Source organism: Clostridium sp. AF20-7, from assembly GCF_003479275.1.
Taxonomy (GTDB): domain Bacteria; phylum Bacillota; class Clostridia; order Lachnospirales; family Lachnospiraceae; genus Otoolea; species Otoolea fessa.
This window is the reverse complement of the sequence record NZ_QUGF01000002.1, coordinates 127,248-141,953: the sequence shown is the minus strand read 5'-3', so window position 1 is coordinate 141,953 and position 14,706 is coordinate 127,248. Positions and strand designations below refer to the sequence as shown.

At 50.2% G+C, this 14,706-nt stretch carries 12 protein-coding genes; 10 read left to right on the top strand and 2 right to left on the bottom strand.

Translation table 11 applies throughout. The annotated features are described in order from the left end of the window. Positions 1 to 211: 211 nt before the first annotated feature. A complete protein-coding gene (gene upp / locus DWX68_RS02370; protein ID WP_118628505.1) occupies positions 212 to 841 on the bottom strand; it encodes a uracil phosphoribosyltransferase in 630 nt (209 codons plus the stop codon). 579 nt (positions 842 to 1,420) lie between these two features. Between upp and DWX68_RS02365 the strand changes: the two genes are divergently transcribed. After that, complete coding sequence (locus tag DWX68_RS02365; protein WP_117795557.1) at positions 1,421 to 2,134, top strand: IMP cyclohydrolase; 714 nt, start codon at positions 1,421 to 1,423, stop codon at positions 2,132 to 2,134. A gap of 289 nt (positions 2,135 to 2,423) precedes the next feature. Then, a complete protein-coding gene (locus DWX68_RS02355) occupies positions 2,424 to 3,602 on the top strand; it encodes a phosphoribosylaminoimidazolecarboxamide formyltransferase (protein WP_118628503.1) in 1,179 nt (392 codons plus the stop codon). A 66-nt stretch (positions 3,603 to 3,668) separates the two neighbouring features. On the opposite strand, the gene DWX68_RS02350 is transcribed toward DWX68_RS02355, so the two are convergent. Further along, complete coding sequence (locus tag DWX68_RS02350; RefSeq protein ID WP_118628502.1) at positions 3,669 to 5,084, bottom strand: alanine/glycine:cation symporter family protein; 1,416 nt, start codon at positions 5,082 to 5,084, stop codon at positions 3,669 to 3,671. A 127-nt stretch (positions 5,085 to 5,211) separates the two neighbouring features. On the opposite strand from DWX68_RS02350, the gene DWX68_RS02345 reads away from it, so the two are divergent. The 8 genes from DWX68_RS02345 (at position 5,212) to DWX68_RS02310 (ending at position 14,650) form a co-directional block, all read left to right on the top strand. After that, positions 5,212 to 5,445, top strand: a complete 234-nt coding sequence (locus tag DWX68_RS02345) for a hypothetical protein (protein WP_022358715.1) — start codon at positions 5,212 to 5,214, stop codon at positions 5,443 to 5,445. Positions 5,446 to 5,768: 323 nt separating this feature from the next. Further along, positions 5,769 to 7,001, top strand: coding sequence for a cobalt-precorrin-5B (C(1))-methyltransferase CbiD (cbiD, locus tag DWX68_RS02340; RefSeq protein WP_118628501.1), 1,233 nt, complete (start codon positions 5,769 to 5,771; stop codon positions 6,999 to 7,001). Between the two features lie 23 nt (positions 7,002 to 7,024). Next, positions 7,025 to 7,798 (top strand): precorrin-4 C(11)-methyltransferase, encoded by a 774-nt coding sequence (cobM, locus tag DWX68_RS02335; RefSeq protein WP_118628500.1) that lies wholly within the window; start codon positions 7,025 to 7,027, stop codon positions 7,796 to 7,798. A 19-nt stretch (positions 7,799 to 7,817) separates the two neighbouring features. Beyond that, positions 7,818 to 9,161: a cobalamin biosynthesis protein gene (locus DWX68_RS02330; RefSeq protein ID WP_118628499.1), complete on the top strand. Its 1,344-nt coding sequence runs from the start codon at positions 7,818 to 7,820 to the stop codon at positions 9,159 to 9,161. A 29-nt stretch (positions 9,162 to 9,190) separates the two neighbouring features. Then, positions 9,191 to 9,874, top strand: a complete 684-nt coding sequence (gene cobJ, locus DWX68_RS02325; protein ID WP_117795792.1) for a precorrin-3B C(17)-methyltransferase — start codon at positions 9,191 to 9,193, stop codon at positions 9,872 to 9,874. Next, complete coding sequence (locus tag DWX68_RS02320; protein ID WP_118628498.1) at positions 9,867 to 12,938, top strand: cobyrinate a,c-diamide synthase; 3,072 nt, start codon at positions 9,867 to 9,869, stop codon at positions 12,936 to 12,938. The genes cobJ and DWX68_RS02320 overlap by 8 nt, the downstream gene beginning before the upstream one ends. A 39-nt stretch (positions 12,939 to 12,977) precedes the next feature. Continuing rightward, on the top strand, positions 12,978 to 13,544 hold the full coding sequence (gene cbiT / locus DWX68_RS02315; protein ID WP_117795550.1) for a precorrin-6Y C5,15-methyltransferase (decarboxylating) subunit CbiT: 567 nt from the start codon (positions 12,978 to 12,980) through the stop codon (positions 13,542 to 13,544). 5 nt (positions 13,545 to 13,549) lie between these two features. Next, positions 13,550 to 14,650, top strand: a complete 1,101-nt coding sequence (locus DWX68_RS02310; protein WP_118628596.1) for a tRNA-dihydrouridine synthase family protein — start codon at positions 13,550 to 13,552, stop codon at positions 14,648 to 14,650. Positions 14,651 to 14,706: the final 56 nt, after the last annotated feature.

Below are 14,706 nucleotides of genomic sequence, written 5' to 3'. Positions count from 1 at the left end.
GTTATGTGGTCAACGGGTTACAAAATCATACTCCCAATCCGTATAAAATCGCTTTCAGTTCCTTTACCATTCGGGTGAGAATCTCCTGCTCAAGTGTGTTGCAGTCCAAAAGCAGACGGTGAATCTCGGAATCGGCAGTGGAAGCCGAGTGTGTCAGACTGTCTACGAGAAGGTCGTCTGCTGATATGCCGAGAAGGTTGGCAACTCTGATTTATTTCGTACCAAAAATCCGATCCCCTGCATCCCCCAGACCTGGGCAGATGTAAGCGTTTTCATTCAGGCAGCGATCGACATGACCGACATAGATCTGGACATCCGGATGTGCCTCATGCAGTCTCTTTAATCCTTCCGGAGCAGCGATGATTGCCATGAATTTGATGTTCTTTCCGCCGCGTGCTTTGATAAAGTCGATTGCCTCCACTGCGGAACCGCCGGTTGCCAGCATCGGGTCAGTGACAACGATAGTACGCAGTTCGATCGGGGTTGGCAGCTTGCAGTAGTATTCGTGCGGCTCATGGGTTGTCTCGTCGCGGTAGAGTCCGATGTGACCAACCTTTGCGGACGGAACGAGTGCCAGAATACCATTTACCATACCGAGACCGGCACGTAAGATCGGGACAACGGCAAGTTTTTTACCAGCCAGCATTGGAGTGCTGCAGATTTCAATCGGAGTTTCTACTTCCTGATCTTCCAGCGGAAGATCGCGAAGCGCTTCATAGCCCATCAGCATCGCAATCTCATCGGTCAGGGAACGGAATTCGTTGGTTCCGGTGTTCTTGTTGCGGAGGAGCGAGATCTTGTGCTGAATCAACGGGTGGTCGAGAATTGTTACATTTTTCATATTCATAACCTGCCTTTTCTTGAATTTTGATGATGAACGTTTTTTCGTAACGGTGCATAGCGCAGACCGCTTGCGAATTTTGTGCTATCTTCATGCCGTCATTTCCCAAAATCTGTATACATATGTGAAATGTATCGCCCTGATGGCATATTTTCTTTAATTATACACCGAATTGTACAGATTGAACAGTCTGTTTTATGATGTATTTTGTTAAAAAGCATCGGTAAAGTTACTGTTCCCGGGTAGGCACTTTTGGAACTGAAAGTGCCGTAAGAAAACGTGGTGGCAGCAGGAATTTGCCGTATTTAAATGCGAAGCCACGGCAAATTCCGTTACTGGGCACGTATGCGTGAACAGTAACTCGGTAAAAGAGCGGTTTGTCATGAAGTAGTGCAGAGCATTTGTAAAAGAATGCAGGTGCTTTTATATGTTTATTAGAATAAAAAATAATACCAGTATTATATATAAGCAATACTTCTGAAAACAAATCAATAAATCTAACTGGAAATGAGAATAGAATGTGGTAAAATATAAAGTAGTGAATTATTGCACAACAATGAAGGAGGAAGCTTTGCCATTATGAAGACTGTATCGATAGCAGAGGAACTGAAAAACAATTCTTATCCGGGACGCGGAATTATCATTGGACGGACGCCGGACGGAAAGAAGGCGGTTACGGCATACTTTATCATGGGAAGAAGCGAGAACAGCCGCAACCGTGTGTTTGTAGAAGAAGGTGAGGGCATCCGCACACAGGCATTTGACCCGGCGAAGCTGGAAGATCCGAGTCTGATTATCTATGCACCGGTCCGTGTGCTGGGAAATAAAACGATCGTGACCAACGGCGATCAGACGGATACGATTTATGAGGGAATGGATCGCCAGATGACCTTTGAGCAGTCCCTCAGAAGCCGCGAGTTCGAGCCGGATGCGCCGAACTACACACCTCGTATTTCCGGTATCCTGCATATCGAGGATGGCGGTTACAACTATGCGCTGTCGATTCTGAAATCCAACGACGGCAATCCGGATTCCTGCCATCGTTATACATATGCATATGAGAAGCCGGTTGCAGGCGAGGGACATTTCATCCACACCTATATGCACGACGGCAATCCGCTTCCGAGCTTCGAGGGTGAGCCGAAAAAGATCGAGATTCCGGACAGCCTGGATGAGTTTGCAGCGACACTCTGGGAGAATCTGAACCCGGATAATAAGGTATCTCTATTTGTGCGCTATATTGATATTGCGACCAGAGAAACGCAGACGAAGATCATTAATAAAAATAAGTAGGAACAGACTGAAAAACGGTTAAAAAAGGTCGAAAACCGTCTGAAAATGAAAATAGGTCAGAGACATAATTGTTTATACAGCATTTGAATCATGCGTTTAAATGGATGTACTCTCGGAATCTCTCTGCACTTGCTTTTGTGGCTGATTTTCCGCCAGCCGCACCCGAATTTCATCAACGTACGCACCGCGTACGCCTCAGAAATTTGGGCACAACTGACAAAAAATCATCTCACAAAATCAAGCACAGAAAGACTCCGAGAGTACATATGGGTATACAGGAGGAATGAAGATGAACGAACTTGAGTTAAAATATGGATGCAACCCGAACCAGAAACCGTCCCGCATTTTTATGGCGGACGGCAGTGAGCTTCCGATCAAGGTACTTTGCGGCAAACCGGGATATATCAATTTCCTGGATGCGTTCAATGGCTGGCAGCTGGTAAGAGAACTGAAAGAGGCAACCGGGCTTCCGGCGGCAACTTCTTTTAAGCACGTTTCTCCGGCAGGTGCAGCGGTAGGACTTCCGTTAGACGAGACGATGCGTAAGATTTACTGGGTCGATGATATGGGAGACTTATCTCCGCTTGCGTGTGCATATGCCAGAGCACGAGGTGCAGACCGCATGTCTTCCTTCGGCGATTTTATTTCTCTGTCGGATGTCTGCGATGCAGATACGGCGCGCATCATCAAGAGAGAAGTATCGGATGGCGTGATTGCTCCGGGATATACCAAGGAGGCGCTGGAGATTCTGGAATCAAAGAAAAATGGCAAGTACAATGTCATTGAAATCGATCCGGATTATGTACCGGTTCCGGTGGAGCGCAAACAGGTATTTGGCGTGACCTTTGAGCAGGGTAGAAATAATCTGGCAATCAACCGTGAGCTGCTGGAGAATATCGTGACTGAGAATAAAGAGCTGCCGGATAACGCGAAGATCGACATGATCGTATCTTTGATTACCCTGAAATATACACAGTCCAACTCTGTCTGCTACGTGAAGGACGGACAGGCGATCGGTATCGGCGCAGGTCAGCAGTCCCGTGTACATTGTACCCGTCTGGCAGGTCAGAAAGCCGACAACTGGTATCTGCGCCAATCTCCGCAGGTGTTAAATCTTCAGTTTGTGGATGGAATCAAGCGTGCAGACCGCGACAATGCGATCGATGTTTATATCGGAGAAGAATATATGGATGTGCTGGAAGAGGGCGCATGGCAGAAAATTTTCAAGGTAAAACCGCCGGTATTTACCCGTGAGGAAAAACGCGCATGGCTGGATGGCATGAAGGGTGTAACCATCGGTTCTGATGCATTCTTCCCATTTGGCGACAACATTGAGCGCGCGCACAAGAGCGGCGTTCAGTACATCGCACAGCCGGGCGGATCGGTTCGTGATGACAATGTAATCGAGGTTTGCAATAAATATGGCATTGTAATGGCATTTACGGGAATCCGTCTGTTCCATCATTAATGAAAAAGGGCGTGTGAAAAAACTCTCGTTTTTTTCACACGCCCTTTTTATTTCGAAATAAAGTGGCTATGATTTCTTATATTTTGCCTCATAATCCCGCAGGCTTACAAGTGCTTCTTTCGACATCGGAATCAGCGCGATCAGGTTGAAGACGGTCATCAGACCGACACCGACATCACCGAGATCCCAGACAAAGGTGTAGGCGGTCAGTCCGCCGACAAACATCATGATCAGGGCGAGAATCTTGTACGCCGTCTGGGCGCCCCAGGTGTCACCGAAGAGGTAGCTCACATTGGAGCGGGCATAGAAGAGGATGCCGATGAAGGTCGTGAAGCTGAACAGCCACAGGATCACGGCTATGAAAATGACGCCTAATTCCCCGAAATGCCAGCTCATCGCCGCCTGCAGCAGATCCATGCCCTCCAGACCGGAGATTTTATCAGCCGGAGCCAGCAGCATGATCATGGCTGTGCAGGTGCAGAGAAGCGTGTCGATGAAAACGCCCATCGCCTGCATCAGTCCGACTTTGGCAGGATGGGAGGTTTCTGCCGTTGCTGCCGCACACGGGGCGGAACCGCTTCCTGCTTCATTGGAGAAAAGTCCCCGTTTGACACCGTTCATCAATACGGCGCCGAAGCCGCCTGCGATTGCCTGGCGCAGACCGAGTGCTTCCTCAAAAACGCGGGCAAAAACGCCTGGAAGCTGGCGGAAGTTCACGATAATTAAAAACAGGGTCAGGATAATGTAAATGCCTGCCATGATCGGAACCAGCAGATCCAGAACCCTGACGGAGGCATTTTTCCGAAGAACGATGACTGCCGCAAGGAGAACTAAAAACAGGCATGAGTAGATCGGCGGGATGCCGAATGCATTCTTAAAAGAAGAGGTCACGGAATTACTGATGACCTGGCTGATACCGCACCAGCAGATCAGACCGGAGAGCGCAAACAGTACGGAGAGAAGATTTTTCTTCGAAACCGGCGTTCCCTGTTTCTGGCGTTTGCTGTTGATCCAGTCATGAATGTAGTAAGCAGGACCGCCGCGGTAACCGCCGTAGAGCGGATCCGGCTGTTTGTGAAGCTGGGCTAAGGTCGCCTCGATGAAAGCGGTTGCCGAACCGAGCAGCGCGGTTACCCACATCCAGAACAACGCACCGGCGCCTCCGGCGGAGAGAGCGGCAACGATACCGACAAGATTTCCCATACCAACGCGGGTCGCAGTTGACACGATCAGTGCCTGGAGTGCGGAGAGAGAGCCACCTTTGTGTCCGGTTTCGGCCTTTTCCAGCAGCGCGCGCAGCATATCCGGAAGCATTCGGATCTGCAGGAACCGCGTCTGGATAGTACAGAAGATACCGGTCGGGACGAGCAGAAGAACCAGAAGCGGCAGGTTGATGGTTGTTCCGCCAGGAAGCGGCAGATGAATCCAGTCACCCCAGAGGAAATAGTAGGTTTTTTCGATTAAATTGATAATTGTGTTCATGTTTTCACCTCAAAATTTTATATAGTAAAGGTGCGCCCGCAGGTGCTTGACGCTTGATTGAAAGATAGTTATAATGAGTGGCAGGGAGTTTTCAGACTCTCAGTATCATAGGAAAAGGAGAATTCATATGCAGTACGCAATTGCACATTTAGATCCGAATGAGGACAATCCTTCCATGGAAGAGAATCCATGCATTAATGTTGATTTTGAAAACGAAGAGGAATCATGTCTGGAAGCTGCAACCATGATGATGGATGAGGGCTACAAGATGGTAACTCCATTTTTCATTGAGGACGGCGGCAAAGCGGGCACATACTCCTGGGAGTATGTCAATGCCCATCTGGTTGTCCGTACCAAATAATGTTTCACGTTGTTGTTTAAAACTGTATTGTTTTAAAGTGTGTGAGACTTAAAATGCCGGAAAGAGAAGATCTTTCCGGTTTTTTATATTTACATGTTAGCTGTCCTTGCACGTTTATAATAACTATTTCTTGAATATGTAATTAAATCTACTTATTTATATTCCGTATTGTACCGCACAGTTGAGGAAAGTGCAAGGGGAAAATGGGGGATTGTTACTGGAATTTTAAATAAAGATAAATAGTAATAAGTTGAAAGTCGGGTGTAAATCTCCTATAATGGACAGAAGAATCCTCAGGCAGAAAATGGCATACAGGGAGGCAGATGGAGACGGAAAAGAAACAGACAGATGAAAAAAAGGAACTTCGAACCGGATTTACGACCGGAACCTGCGCGGCGGCGTGTACGCGGGCGGCGGTGTTGTTTCTCTGCACAGGGGAAGCACCTGCGGCGGCAGAGACAGTGACACCTTCCGGCGTCCGGGCGATTCTACCGATTGTCCGGGCAGAGCGGGAGGAAGATAGCGCAGTATGCGGTGTACAGAAGGATTCCGGTGACGATCCGGATGTGACGAATGGGACATTGGTTTGTGCACGGGCCGTCCTGGCTTGTCATGATAGCATAACTGAAAGCGGTTACACAGACCCGGCGTATCCGGGAATTGAGGTAACCGGCGGCGAGGGCATCGGCATGGTAACGCGGGACGGTCTTTCGTGTCCGGTGGGGCATTACGCGATCAACCCGGTACCGCGGACGGCTATTTTCCGGGAGGCGGCTCTGGCACGCCGGGAGGCGGGCATGCCGGAGTTACCTTTGCGGATTGAGATTTCTATCCCTGCCGGGCGGGAGCTGGCGGAGAAAACGTTTAACCCGCATCTGGGGATCATCGGTGGTATCTCGGTGCTTGGAACAACTGGGATTGTGAACCCGATGAGTGAGGCAGCATTGGTTGAGACGATCCGGCTGGATATCCGGGTGCACGCCCAGGAGGATGTTTCGCTGCTGGCAGTGGCGCCAGGCAATTATGGAGAACGATTTTTAAAAGAAGAAACCGGGCTTTCGATGGAAAATTTCATCAAGTGCAGTAATTTTATCGGGACCAGCTTTAAAATGCTTTCACAGGAAGGAATTCACCAGGCGCTTTTGGCAGGGCATGTTGGAAAACTGGTCAAAGTGGCAGGTGGTGTGATGAATACACATTCCCGGTATGGTGACAGACGGATGGAGATTTTGTCTGCATGCGCGCGGACCGTTGGATTTCCGGAGGCGGATGCCCTGCTGCCGATGAATACGACTGAGGAAGCGGCAGATTTCCTATATGAACATGGATATCTGAAACAGGTCATGGAGCAGGTGGCGAATCAGGTCAAAGCGGTATTGGAAGAAGAGAGCGGCGTTCAGACAGAGGTAATGCTATTTTCGAACAATTATGGACTGATGGCGCGGACAGCTGGGGCGGATGCGTATGTGCGGGAGCTGCTGGAGATGGAGAGAGGCATGGAAGTAATGATAGATAGAAGAATCATAAATTACGAAAAGTTGAGATTCGAATATTAAATAAAAAAGGAGAAATCACATATATGGTATATTTCGTCGGAGCTGGTTCGGGAGCGCCAGATTTAATCACAGTGCGGGGAGTACGCCTTTTGAATCAGGCAGACCAGATTATTTACGCAGGTTCTCTGGTCAATCCAGAGCTTTTGGATTATAAAAAAGAATCAGCCGTTGTCTATGACAGTGCGAAAATGACGCTGGAAGAAGTGGTCGAAAAGATCCAAGAAGCGGAATCGACGGGTAAGATGACGGTGCGGCTTCACACGGGCGACCCCTGCGTGTATGGTGCGATCCGGGAACAGATGGACGAGCTGGACAAGTTAAATATCTCTTATAAGGTATGCCCGGGCGTCAGCTCTTTCTGCGGCGCGGCATCTGCATTGAATCTGGAATATACCTTGCCGGGCGTTTCGCAGAGCGTGATTATCACCCGGATGGCGGGGAGGACGCCGGTGCCGGAGCGGGAGAGCATCGCGTCGTTTGCAGCGCATCATGCGACTATGGTTATATTTTTAAGCACGGGAATGCTGAAGAAGCTTTCGGAAGAGCTGATAAAGGGCGGATATGAGGCGGACACGCCAGCGGCGATCGTGTACAAAGCGACCTGGCCGGATGAAAAGCGGGTTGTCTGCACGGTTGCCACGCTTGCAGAGGCGGCAGAGCGGGAAAATATCAAAAAAACAGCTCTGATTATCGTCGGGGATGTGACTGCCCAGGCGGGATACGAGCGCTCACGTTTATATGCGCCAGAATTCACAACTGAATTCCGTCAGGGGACGGATGGTTTTGTATATGAGTAATAGAAAGGGATTGTTATAAATGGAGCAGTTGAAACTTCGGGTCAGGAACGGTATCTGCATTTGCTTTACTGCACAGGGAAAAGAGACGGCGACGCGCCTGCTGGAGAAATTAAGCCAGCAGATGGAAGAGGCGTTTGACTTTTTAGATTATACAGGATCCGAACATTCGAAACCGCTGAAACAGGTGGTCAAGGAAGCATTTCAGGAGAAGGAAGCAATTTTGTTTGTCGGGGCGGCGGGGATTGCAGTCCGTTTGATTGCGCCGTGGGTGCAGGATAAGCTGAAAGATCCGGCGGTGCTGGTGATCGATGAGCAGGGGCGTTATGCGATCCCGATTTTGTCTGGACATGTGGGCGGATGCAATGAACTGGCAGAGGCAGCGGCGCAGATTCTGGGGGCAGAACCGGTAATTACGACGGCAACGGATCTGCGGCAGGCATTTGCAGTTGATGTATTTGCAGCGGAAAATGAGCTGGTAATCAGTGACCGGGAACTGGCGAAACAAATCTCTGCGGCGGAGCTGCGCGGTGAAAAAATTGGCTTTTTCAGTGATTATCCAGTAGATGGAATCGTTCCGGCAGAGATTACTCCGGGCGTATGGCAGAAGGAAAACATCTATGTGACGCTGAAACAGGGCGGATGCCCGAAAAATGCCCCAGCGTCTCTGGTGCGCCGGGATATGGTGATTGGGCTGCAGGAGAAGAAGGAACAGCGGGATGCAGTCAAAGCAGCGGCGGTAGTGGCAGTGGAAACCGGCGATTCGGCGAAGGCGGCTGAGATAGATATGTCTGTCGGAAAATCCGATATAGGATCGCTTGGGCAGAAAAGTGAGCAGAAGAAAGAGCAAAGTTATGAGCCGGAAAATGAATCAGGTACGCCGGAACTTCTGCGCCTGTATCCGCGAACGGTTGTTCTTGGAATGGGATGCCGCCGGGATTCGTCCCTGAATGCTGTCCGGGAGATGGCAAGAGTGGCACTTTCGCGGGCGATGATTGATAAAAGTGCGGTGCGGGCGATTGCAACGGTGGATCGGAAGAAAAATGAGATGGCATTTCTGGCGCTTGCGAAGGAGTGGGATGTGGAACTGTGGAGTTTTACCCCGGAAGAGCTGGAGAGTGCCGGTACGAAGTTTGCAGAATCGCCGTTTGTGCGGAAGACAGTAGGGGTAGGAAATGTTTGTGAGCGTGCAGCCGTCATGGGGGTGCGCCGGATTTACCGGGAACGGGAGATGGATGAGAAAAATCTGCCTGCGATCGATCTGAGAGTACAGAAAATGGCATTTAACGGTGTAACGGCAGCAGTAGCGGTTCCGGCATCGGAGCAAGTAAGGAGGCAGCAGTGGAAGAAAAAAAATTATACGTGATCGGAATTGGACCGGGGGCGAGAGAACAGATGACGGTCCGGGCAGACCGCATTTTGCGGGAAAGCCAGGTGATCATCGGTTATACGGTATACGTGGACCTGGTAAAAGAATTTTATCCACAGGCGGAATTTCTGACAACGCCGATGCGCCAGGAAAAGGAACGCTGTGAGATGGCATTAAAAGCGGCGCAGGATGGTCGGAAAACAGCAATGATCTGCAGTGGGGACAGCGGCGTCTATGGCATGGCGGGGCTGGTGCTGCAGATGGCAGAGGCGTACCCGGATGTGAACGTGGAAGTAATTCCAGGAGTGACGGCAGCGCTGGGAGGCGGAGCCATTCTCGGTGCACCGTTGGGACATGATTTTGCGGTGATCAGCCTGAGTGACCTTCTGACGCCGATGGAAGTGATCGAAAAAAGGCTGCGTGCAGCGGCGGAAGCGGATTTTATTATCTGCCTCTACAATCCATCCAGCCGGAAACGCCACGATTATCTGGAGCGTGCCTGCCGGATTCTTTTAGAGTATAAAAGTGGTGAGACTGCCTGCGGATATGTACAGAATATTGGCCGCGAGGGCGAGGCGGTGCACCTTCTGACACTGGCAGAACTGGAAAAGACGCCGGTGGATATGTTTACGACCGTATTTATTGGAAATAAGGAAACGCAGATGTTAAATGGATGTCTGGTGACACCGAGGGGATACCGCGATGTGTAAAATATGGATATTTGGAGGAACGACAGAAGGGCGCCTGCTGGCGGAATATTGCAGCCGGGAAAAGATTGAGGCGTGGGTCAGTGTGGCTTCGGAGTATGGAGAGGAGCTTTTGCAGGAGGAGCTGATGGAGTCTGGGAATGCAAGGAATCCAGATTTGAACCACAATACTTGCCTTGCAAAGAAAAACTTGAAAACGGTTCAGGCATCCTCAGTGATAAAAGTCTTACGTGGACGGATGGATCGTTACCAGATGGAAGAATTTATCCGAAACCAGGGGATTCATCTTGTGATCGATGCAACACATCCGCATGCCAGACTTGTTTCAGAAGAAATCCAGGAAGCGTGCGGACGGACCGGTGTCCGCCTGGAACGGTGCCTGCGCGCAGAGGGCGAACAAAACAAAGCACGTGATTGGGTCGAGGTTGATTCCATTCAGGAGGCAGTGTCATTTCTTTCTTCTGTTTCCGGCGTGATTTTTGCCACAACTGGCAGCAAAGAACTGGAAGCCCTGTGCCAGATACCAGATTATCAAAAACGGGTGTATGCGAGAGTGCTTCCAACTTCGAATGTTTTGAAGAAATGTGAAAAATTGGGGATAACTGGCAGCCATCTGATTGCGATGCAGGGACCTTTTTCCACCGAAATGAATACGCTATTTCTCCGACAGACAAAAGCGGAGTGGCTATTGACGAAAGATTCCGGGCGTGCGGGCGGATTTCAGGAAAAGGTGGAAGCGGCGCGTGAAAATGGAACCAGAGTGGTTGTGATCCGCAGACCGGAGGAGGATGGTATTTCGCTGGAAGAGGCGATGGAGGTGCTGAAGAAGGCGGATGAGGGGAATGTTGGAGAGTTAAAAACACATTTGATTCTGGCGGGAATTGGCATGGGACAGCCGTCCCAGATGACAGGGGAAGTCCTTCGGGCAATTCGAGAGAGTGACGCCTTGATTGGCGCGGGGCGTATGCTGGAATCCGCGGAGAGAGCGCTGCAGAATGATTTGCTGATTAGCAAGGAAGGAAAAGCTGAAAATAGACAGGAATCAGCGGCTGCGGTGGAAAAAGAAACGAAGTGCTATAAAGCATATCTTCCTGACGATGTGATACAGATTGTATCGAAGCACCCGGAATGGAAGCAAGCAGTCATCCTGTATTCGGGTGATACCGGCTTTTTCAGCGGGGCATCCAGGATGGCAGAGTGGCTGCGGGAAGCTGGTTATCCATTTACCGTCTATCCGGGTACATCCTGTGTCAGTTATCTGGCGGCACGCCTGGGGACGCACTGGGAAGATGCGGCGATTTATTCCGCACATGGAAGAGAATTGTCTGTCGATCGGGTGATGAAACGTCTGTGTGATCCAGAAGAACCGGCTAAGCGTGCGTTTATCCTCATGGGCGGCAAAAATGGAGCTGGACAGTTTTGTGAACGTCTGACACAGGCGGGATATGGAAATGTACAGGTGACGGTTGGTGAAAACTTATCGTACCCGGAAGAGCAGATCCGGAGCGGAACCGCGGAAGAAATGAGAAAATTGGAATTTGCGGATTTGAGCTTGATGCTGCTGGAAGTCACGGATGAAATAAAGAATGTAAAGCAGCTGAAAAGGTTTGAACAAGAAGATAAACGTTTGCTTCCTGCAGATTCTGTCGGAGTATTTCCACGTATCATGCTTGCCGCCCCAAAAAGCGGCAGTGGAAAAACTCTTTTGACCTGCGGACTGCTTGAAGTCCTTCGCCGCCGCGGTCTGAATCCGATCGCGTGCAAATGTGGACCGGATTATATCGATCCAATGTTTCACCGCTATGTGCTCGGCATTCCTGGGCGAAATCTCGATAGCTTTTTTATGCCAGCGGAAGGCGTGCGGAAGGTTTTGGTGGATGCAGTGCGGGAAGAACAGGCGGGAATCGCAGTTTTAGAGGGTGTCATGGGCTATTATGACGGCTTGGGCGGAACAGAAACGTCCGCCAGCAGCTGGGAGATTGCAGAGATCACAGACACGCCGGCGATTCTGGTGCTGGACTGTAAGGGCGCATCGTTGTCGGCGGCAGCAATGGCATCTGGATTTTTACATTTTCGGAAAAAAAGCCATATTGCCGGAGTGATTTTGAACCGGGTTTCTTCGATGTATTATGAGCGGCTGGCAGCAGCCGTGGAAGAGACGTCGGGGCTTCCGGTGCTTGGTTATCTGCCGGAATCCGAGGAATACCGCATGGAAAGCCGCCATCTGGGACTTTTTCTGCCGGGCGAGATCGATCGGCTGCGCGAGCGGATCGGGCGATTGGCAGATCAGATGGAAAAGTCGATCGCGGTGGAGCAGGTGCTGGAAGTGGCAGGGATGCTTCCATTGAGGATAGAAAACAAAGAGAAAGAAAAAGCAGAAAACGAATCAATGGAGGCGGAAAGTATAGCGAAATTCCCAGCATGTCAAGAGCAAAAAGTCACCTCGCGCGTCCGCATCGGTGTTGCCCGTGACGAGGCATTCTGCTTCTACTATCAGGAAAATTTCCGCCTTCTGGAACAGATGGGGGCGGAGCTGGTTTATTTCAGTCCACTGAGGGATAAAAAAATACCGGACAGAGTGGATGGGCTTTTATTTGGCGGCGGTTATCCGGAGAATTATGCACGGGAGCTGGCAAAGAACGCGGCGATGCGTGAGAATATCCGGCGATCGATTGCGGCGGGAATGCCGTTTCTGGCGGAATGTGGTGGATTTTTATATTTACACCGTACTCTTGAAGGAAGCGATGGAAAACACTGGGAAATGGCTGGCGTTTATCCATTTGACGCTTACCGGACGAACCGCCTGCGCCGGTTTGGCTATGTGCGTCTGCTGACCTCATCCGGTCAGGAAATTCACGGGCATGAGTTCCATTACTGGGAGAGCGAAGATCCGGGCACCGACTGGGAGGCAGTCAAACCGACCGGAAACCGAAGCTGGCGCTGCATCCATGAAAAGGGAGGACAGATTGGCGGATTTCCGCATCTCTATTATGCATCCTGTCCAGATTTTTTGCGAAAATGGTTGGATGTATGTGCCAAAGGGAGTCAGAAAAAATATATCAATTGAGTGAATTTATATGAGAATCTAGAAAATGGGGAGTAGCAAATGCGAGATGAATGGTTTATCCGGGGCAAGGTCCCGATGACGAAGAGTGAGGTGCGGACCGTGTCATTGTCCAAGCTGGAATTGTATGAGGACTGTGAGTTCTGGGACATTGGCGCGGGAACGGGTTCTGTCAGTGTGGAAGCGGCGGTAAGCTGTCCGGGGATTCATGTGTGTGCGTTTGAATATAAGGAAGAGGCGGTTGAACTGATCCGGGCAAATTGTGAGAAAGCCAGAACAGAGGCGGTCACGATCGTGCCGGGAAAGGCGCCGGAGACATTTGCACAGGTAAGTGTTCACCGACCGGATCGGGCATTTATCGGGGGAACAACCGGACAGATGCGCGAGATTCTGGATGAATTGTTCCGCTTGAACCCAGATATCCGGATTGTGATCAACCTGATTGCGCTGGAGTCTCTGACAGTGCTTATGAGTTACCTGAAAGAGCGCGGGATAGAGGCGGAGATTCTGTCCATGCAGATTGCAAAAGCGGAGAAGATTGGTTCCAGTCATTTGATGAAAGGGCAGAATCCGATCTATATCATATCACTGGGAGGAAATGAAGCGTGAAGAAAATGATTCAGCCAGAGGCATTAAAAGTGGGCGCGAATCGTATAAGCGCGAACGATGCAAGGAGTGTAAAATTAGATTTTGCACCAATGGAGGGAATCACGGGATACGTATTCCGGCAGGCGCATGCAGTCATTTATGGGGGCGTTGACCGGTATTACAGTCCGTTCATTGCACCAGGTTCCAGTCATAAGCTGACATCCAGGGAGAGGAACGATATTCTTCCAGAGCATAATCAGGGATTATGCCTGATCCCGCAGATTCTGACGCATTCGGCGGAAGATTTTCTGTGGGTTTGCGAGGAACTGGCGGAGTATGGATATAGGACGGTTAATCTGAACCTGGGCTGTCCGTCGGGGACGGTGGTTACGAAGAAAAAGGGCGCGGGATTTTTAGTCGAGCCGGAAGATTTGAGCTTGTTTCTGGAGGAAGTCTGCAACGGGTTGGAAAAAATCCACGCTGCGGATGGAAAGCCGGTGCGTTTGTCGATCAAAACCCGGATCGGCATGAAAGAAGCGTCTGAATTTCCACGCCTGCTCGCAATCTATAATCATTATCCGCTGGAAGAACTGATTGTACACCCGAGAGTGCGCGAGGACTATTATAAGGGGAAAATACGGATGGAGTCATTTGCGTATGCGCTGGAGCAGAGCCGCTGCCCGGTCAGCTATAATGGAAATCTTTTTTCGGCGGCGGATGCGTCTGCACTTATGAAAGAAATTGTAGGACAAGATGAAGCATCTGATAGCGGTAAAACGCAGAAAAAAATGAAATTAGCCGCACTGATGTTTGGGCGCGGTGCGGTTGCGAGCCCGTGGATTTTTGGAGAGGTGCGGAATCTGCCATCCTCGAATCATCTCCAATCCTTCCAGCAGTTCCACGATCGCCTCCTGACCGGTTATGCAGAAATCATGTCCGGCGACCGGAATACTTTGTTTAAAATGAAGGAACTCTGGTACTATTTCCAGTGCCATTTTCCGGGATGTGAAAAAGAATTGAAGAGGATTAAGAAGGCACAGAAGCTGTCTGACTACCGGGCTGCTGTTCAGGCGATGTTTGCGAGCGGGCGGTTTGTGGAAGATGGTTTTCGCAACCCGGCACCATAGGAGTGATACCGGGCTGTCCTGTAACCATCCTCTCATTCAGGCAGTACAGTGTTGCG

Bases quoted from the DNA above. Each gene is read 5' to 3' on its own strand.
- upp (WP_118628505.1), bottom strand. From the start codon at position 841: ATGAAAAATGTAACAATTCTCGACCACCCGTTGATTCAGCACAAGATC.
- DWX68_RS02365 (WP_117795557.1), top strand. From the start codon at position 1,421: ATGAAGACTGTATCGATAGCAGAGGAACTGAAAAACAATTCTTATCCG.
- DWX68_RS02355 (WP_118628503.1), top strand. From the start codon at position 2,424: ATGAACGAACTTGAGTTAAAATATGGATGCAACCCGAACCAGAAACCG.
- DWX68_RS02350 (WP_118628502.1), bottom strand. From the start codon at position 5,084: ATGAACACAATTATCAATTTAATCGAAAAAACCTACTATTTCCTCTGG.
- DWX68_RS02345 (WP_022358715.1), top strand. From the start codon at position 5,212: ATGCAGTACGCAATTGCACATTTAGATCCGAATGAGGACAATCCTTCC.
- cbiD (WP_118628501.1), top strand. From the start codon at position 5,769: ATGGAGACGGAAAAGAAACAGACAGATGAAAAAAAGGAACTTCGAACC.
- cobM (WP_118628500.1), top strand. From the start codon at position 7,025: ATGGTATATTTCGTCGGAGCTGGTTCGGGAGCGCCAGATTTAATCACA.
- DWX68_RS02330 (WP_118628499.1), top strand. From the start codon at position 7,818: ATGGAGCAGTTGAAACTTCGGGTCAGGAACGGTATCTGCATTTGCTTT.
- cobJ (WP_117795792.1), top strand. From the start codon at position 9,191: ATGACGGTCCGGGCAGACCGCATTTTGCGGGAAAGCCAGGTGATCATC.
- DWX68_RS02320 (WP_118628498.1), top strand. From the start codon at position 9,867: ATGTGTAAAATATGGATATTTGGAGGAACGACAGAAGGGCGCCTGCTG.
- cbiT (WP_117795550.1), top strand. From the start codon at position 12,978: ATGCGAGATGAATGGTTTATCCGGGGCAAGGTCCCGATGACGAAGAGT.
- DWX68_RS02310 (WP_118628596.1), top strand. From the start codon at position 13,550: ATGATTCAGCCAGAGGCATTAAAAGTGGGCGCGAATCGTATAAGCGCG.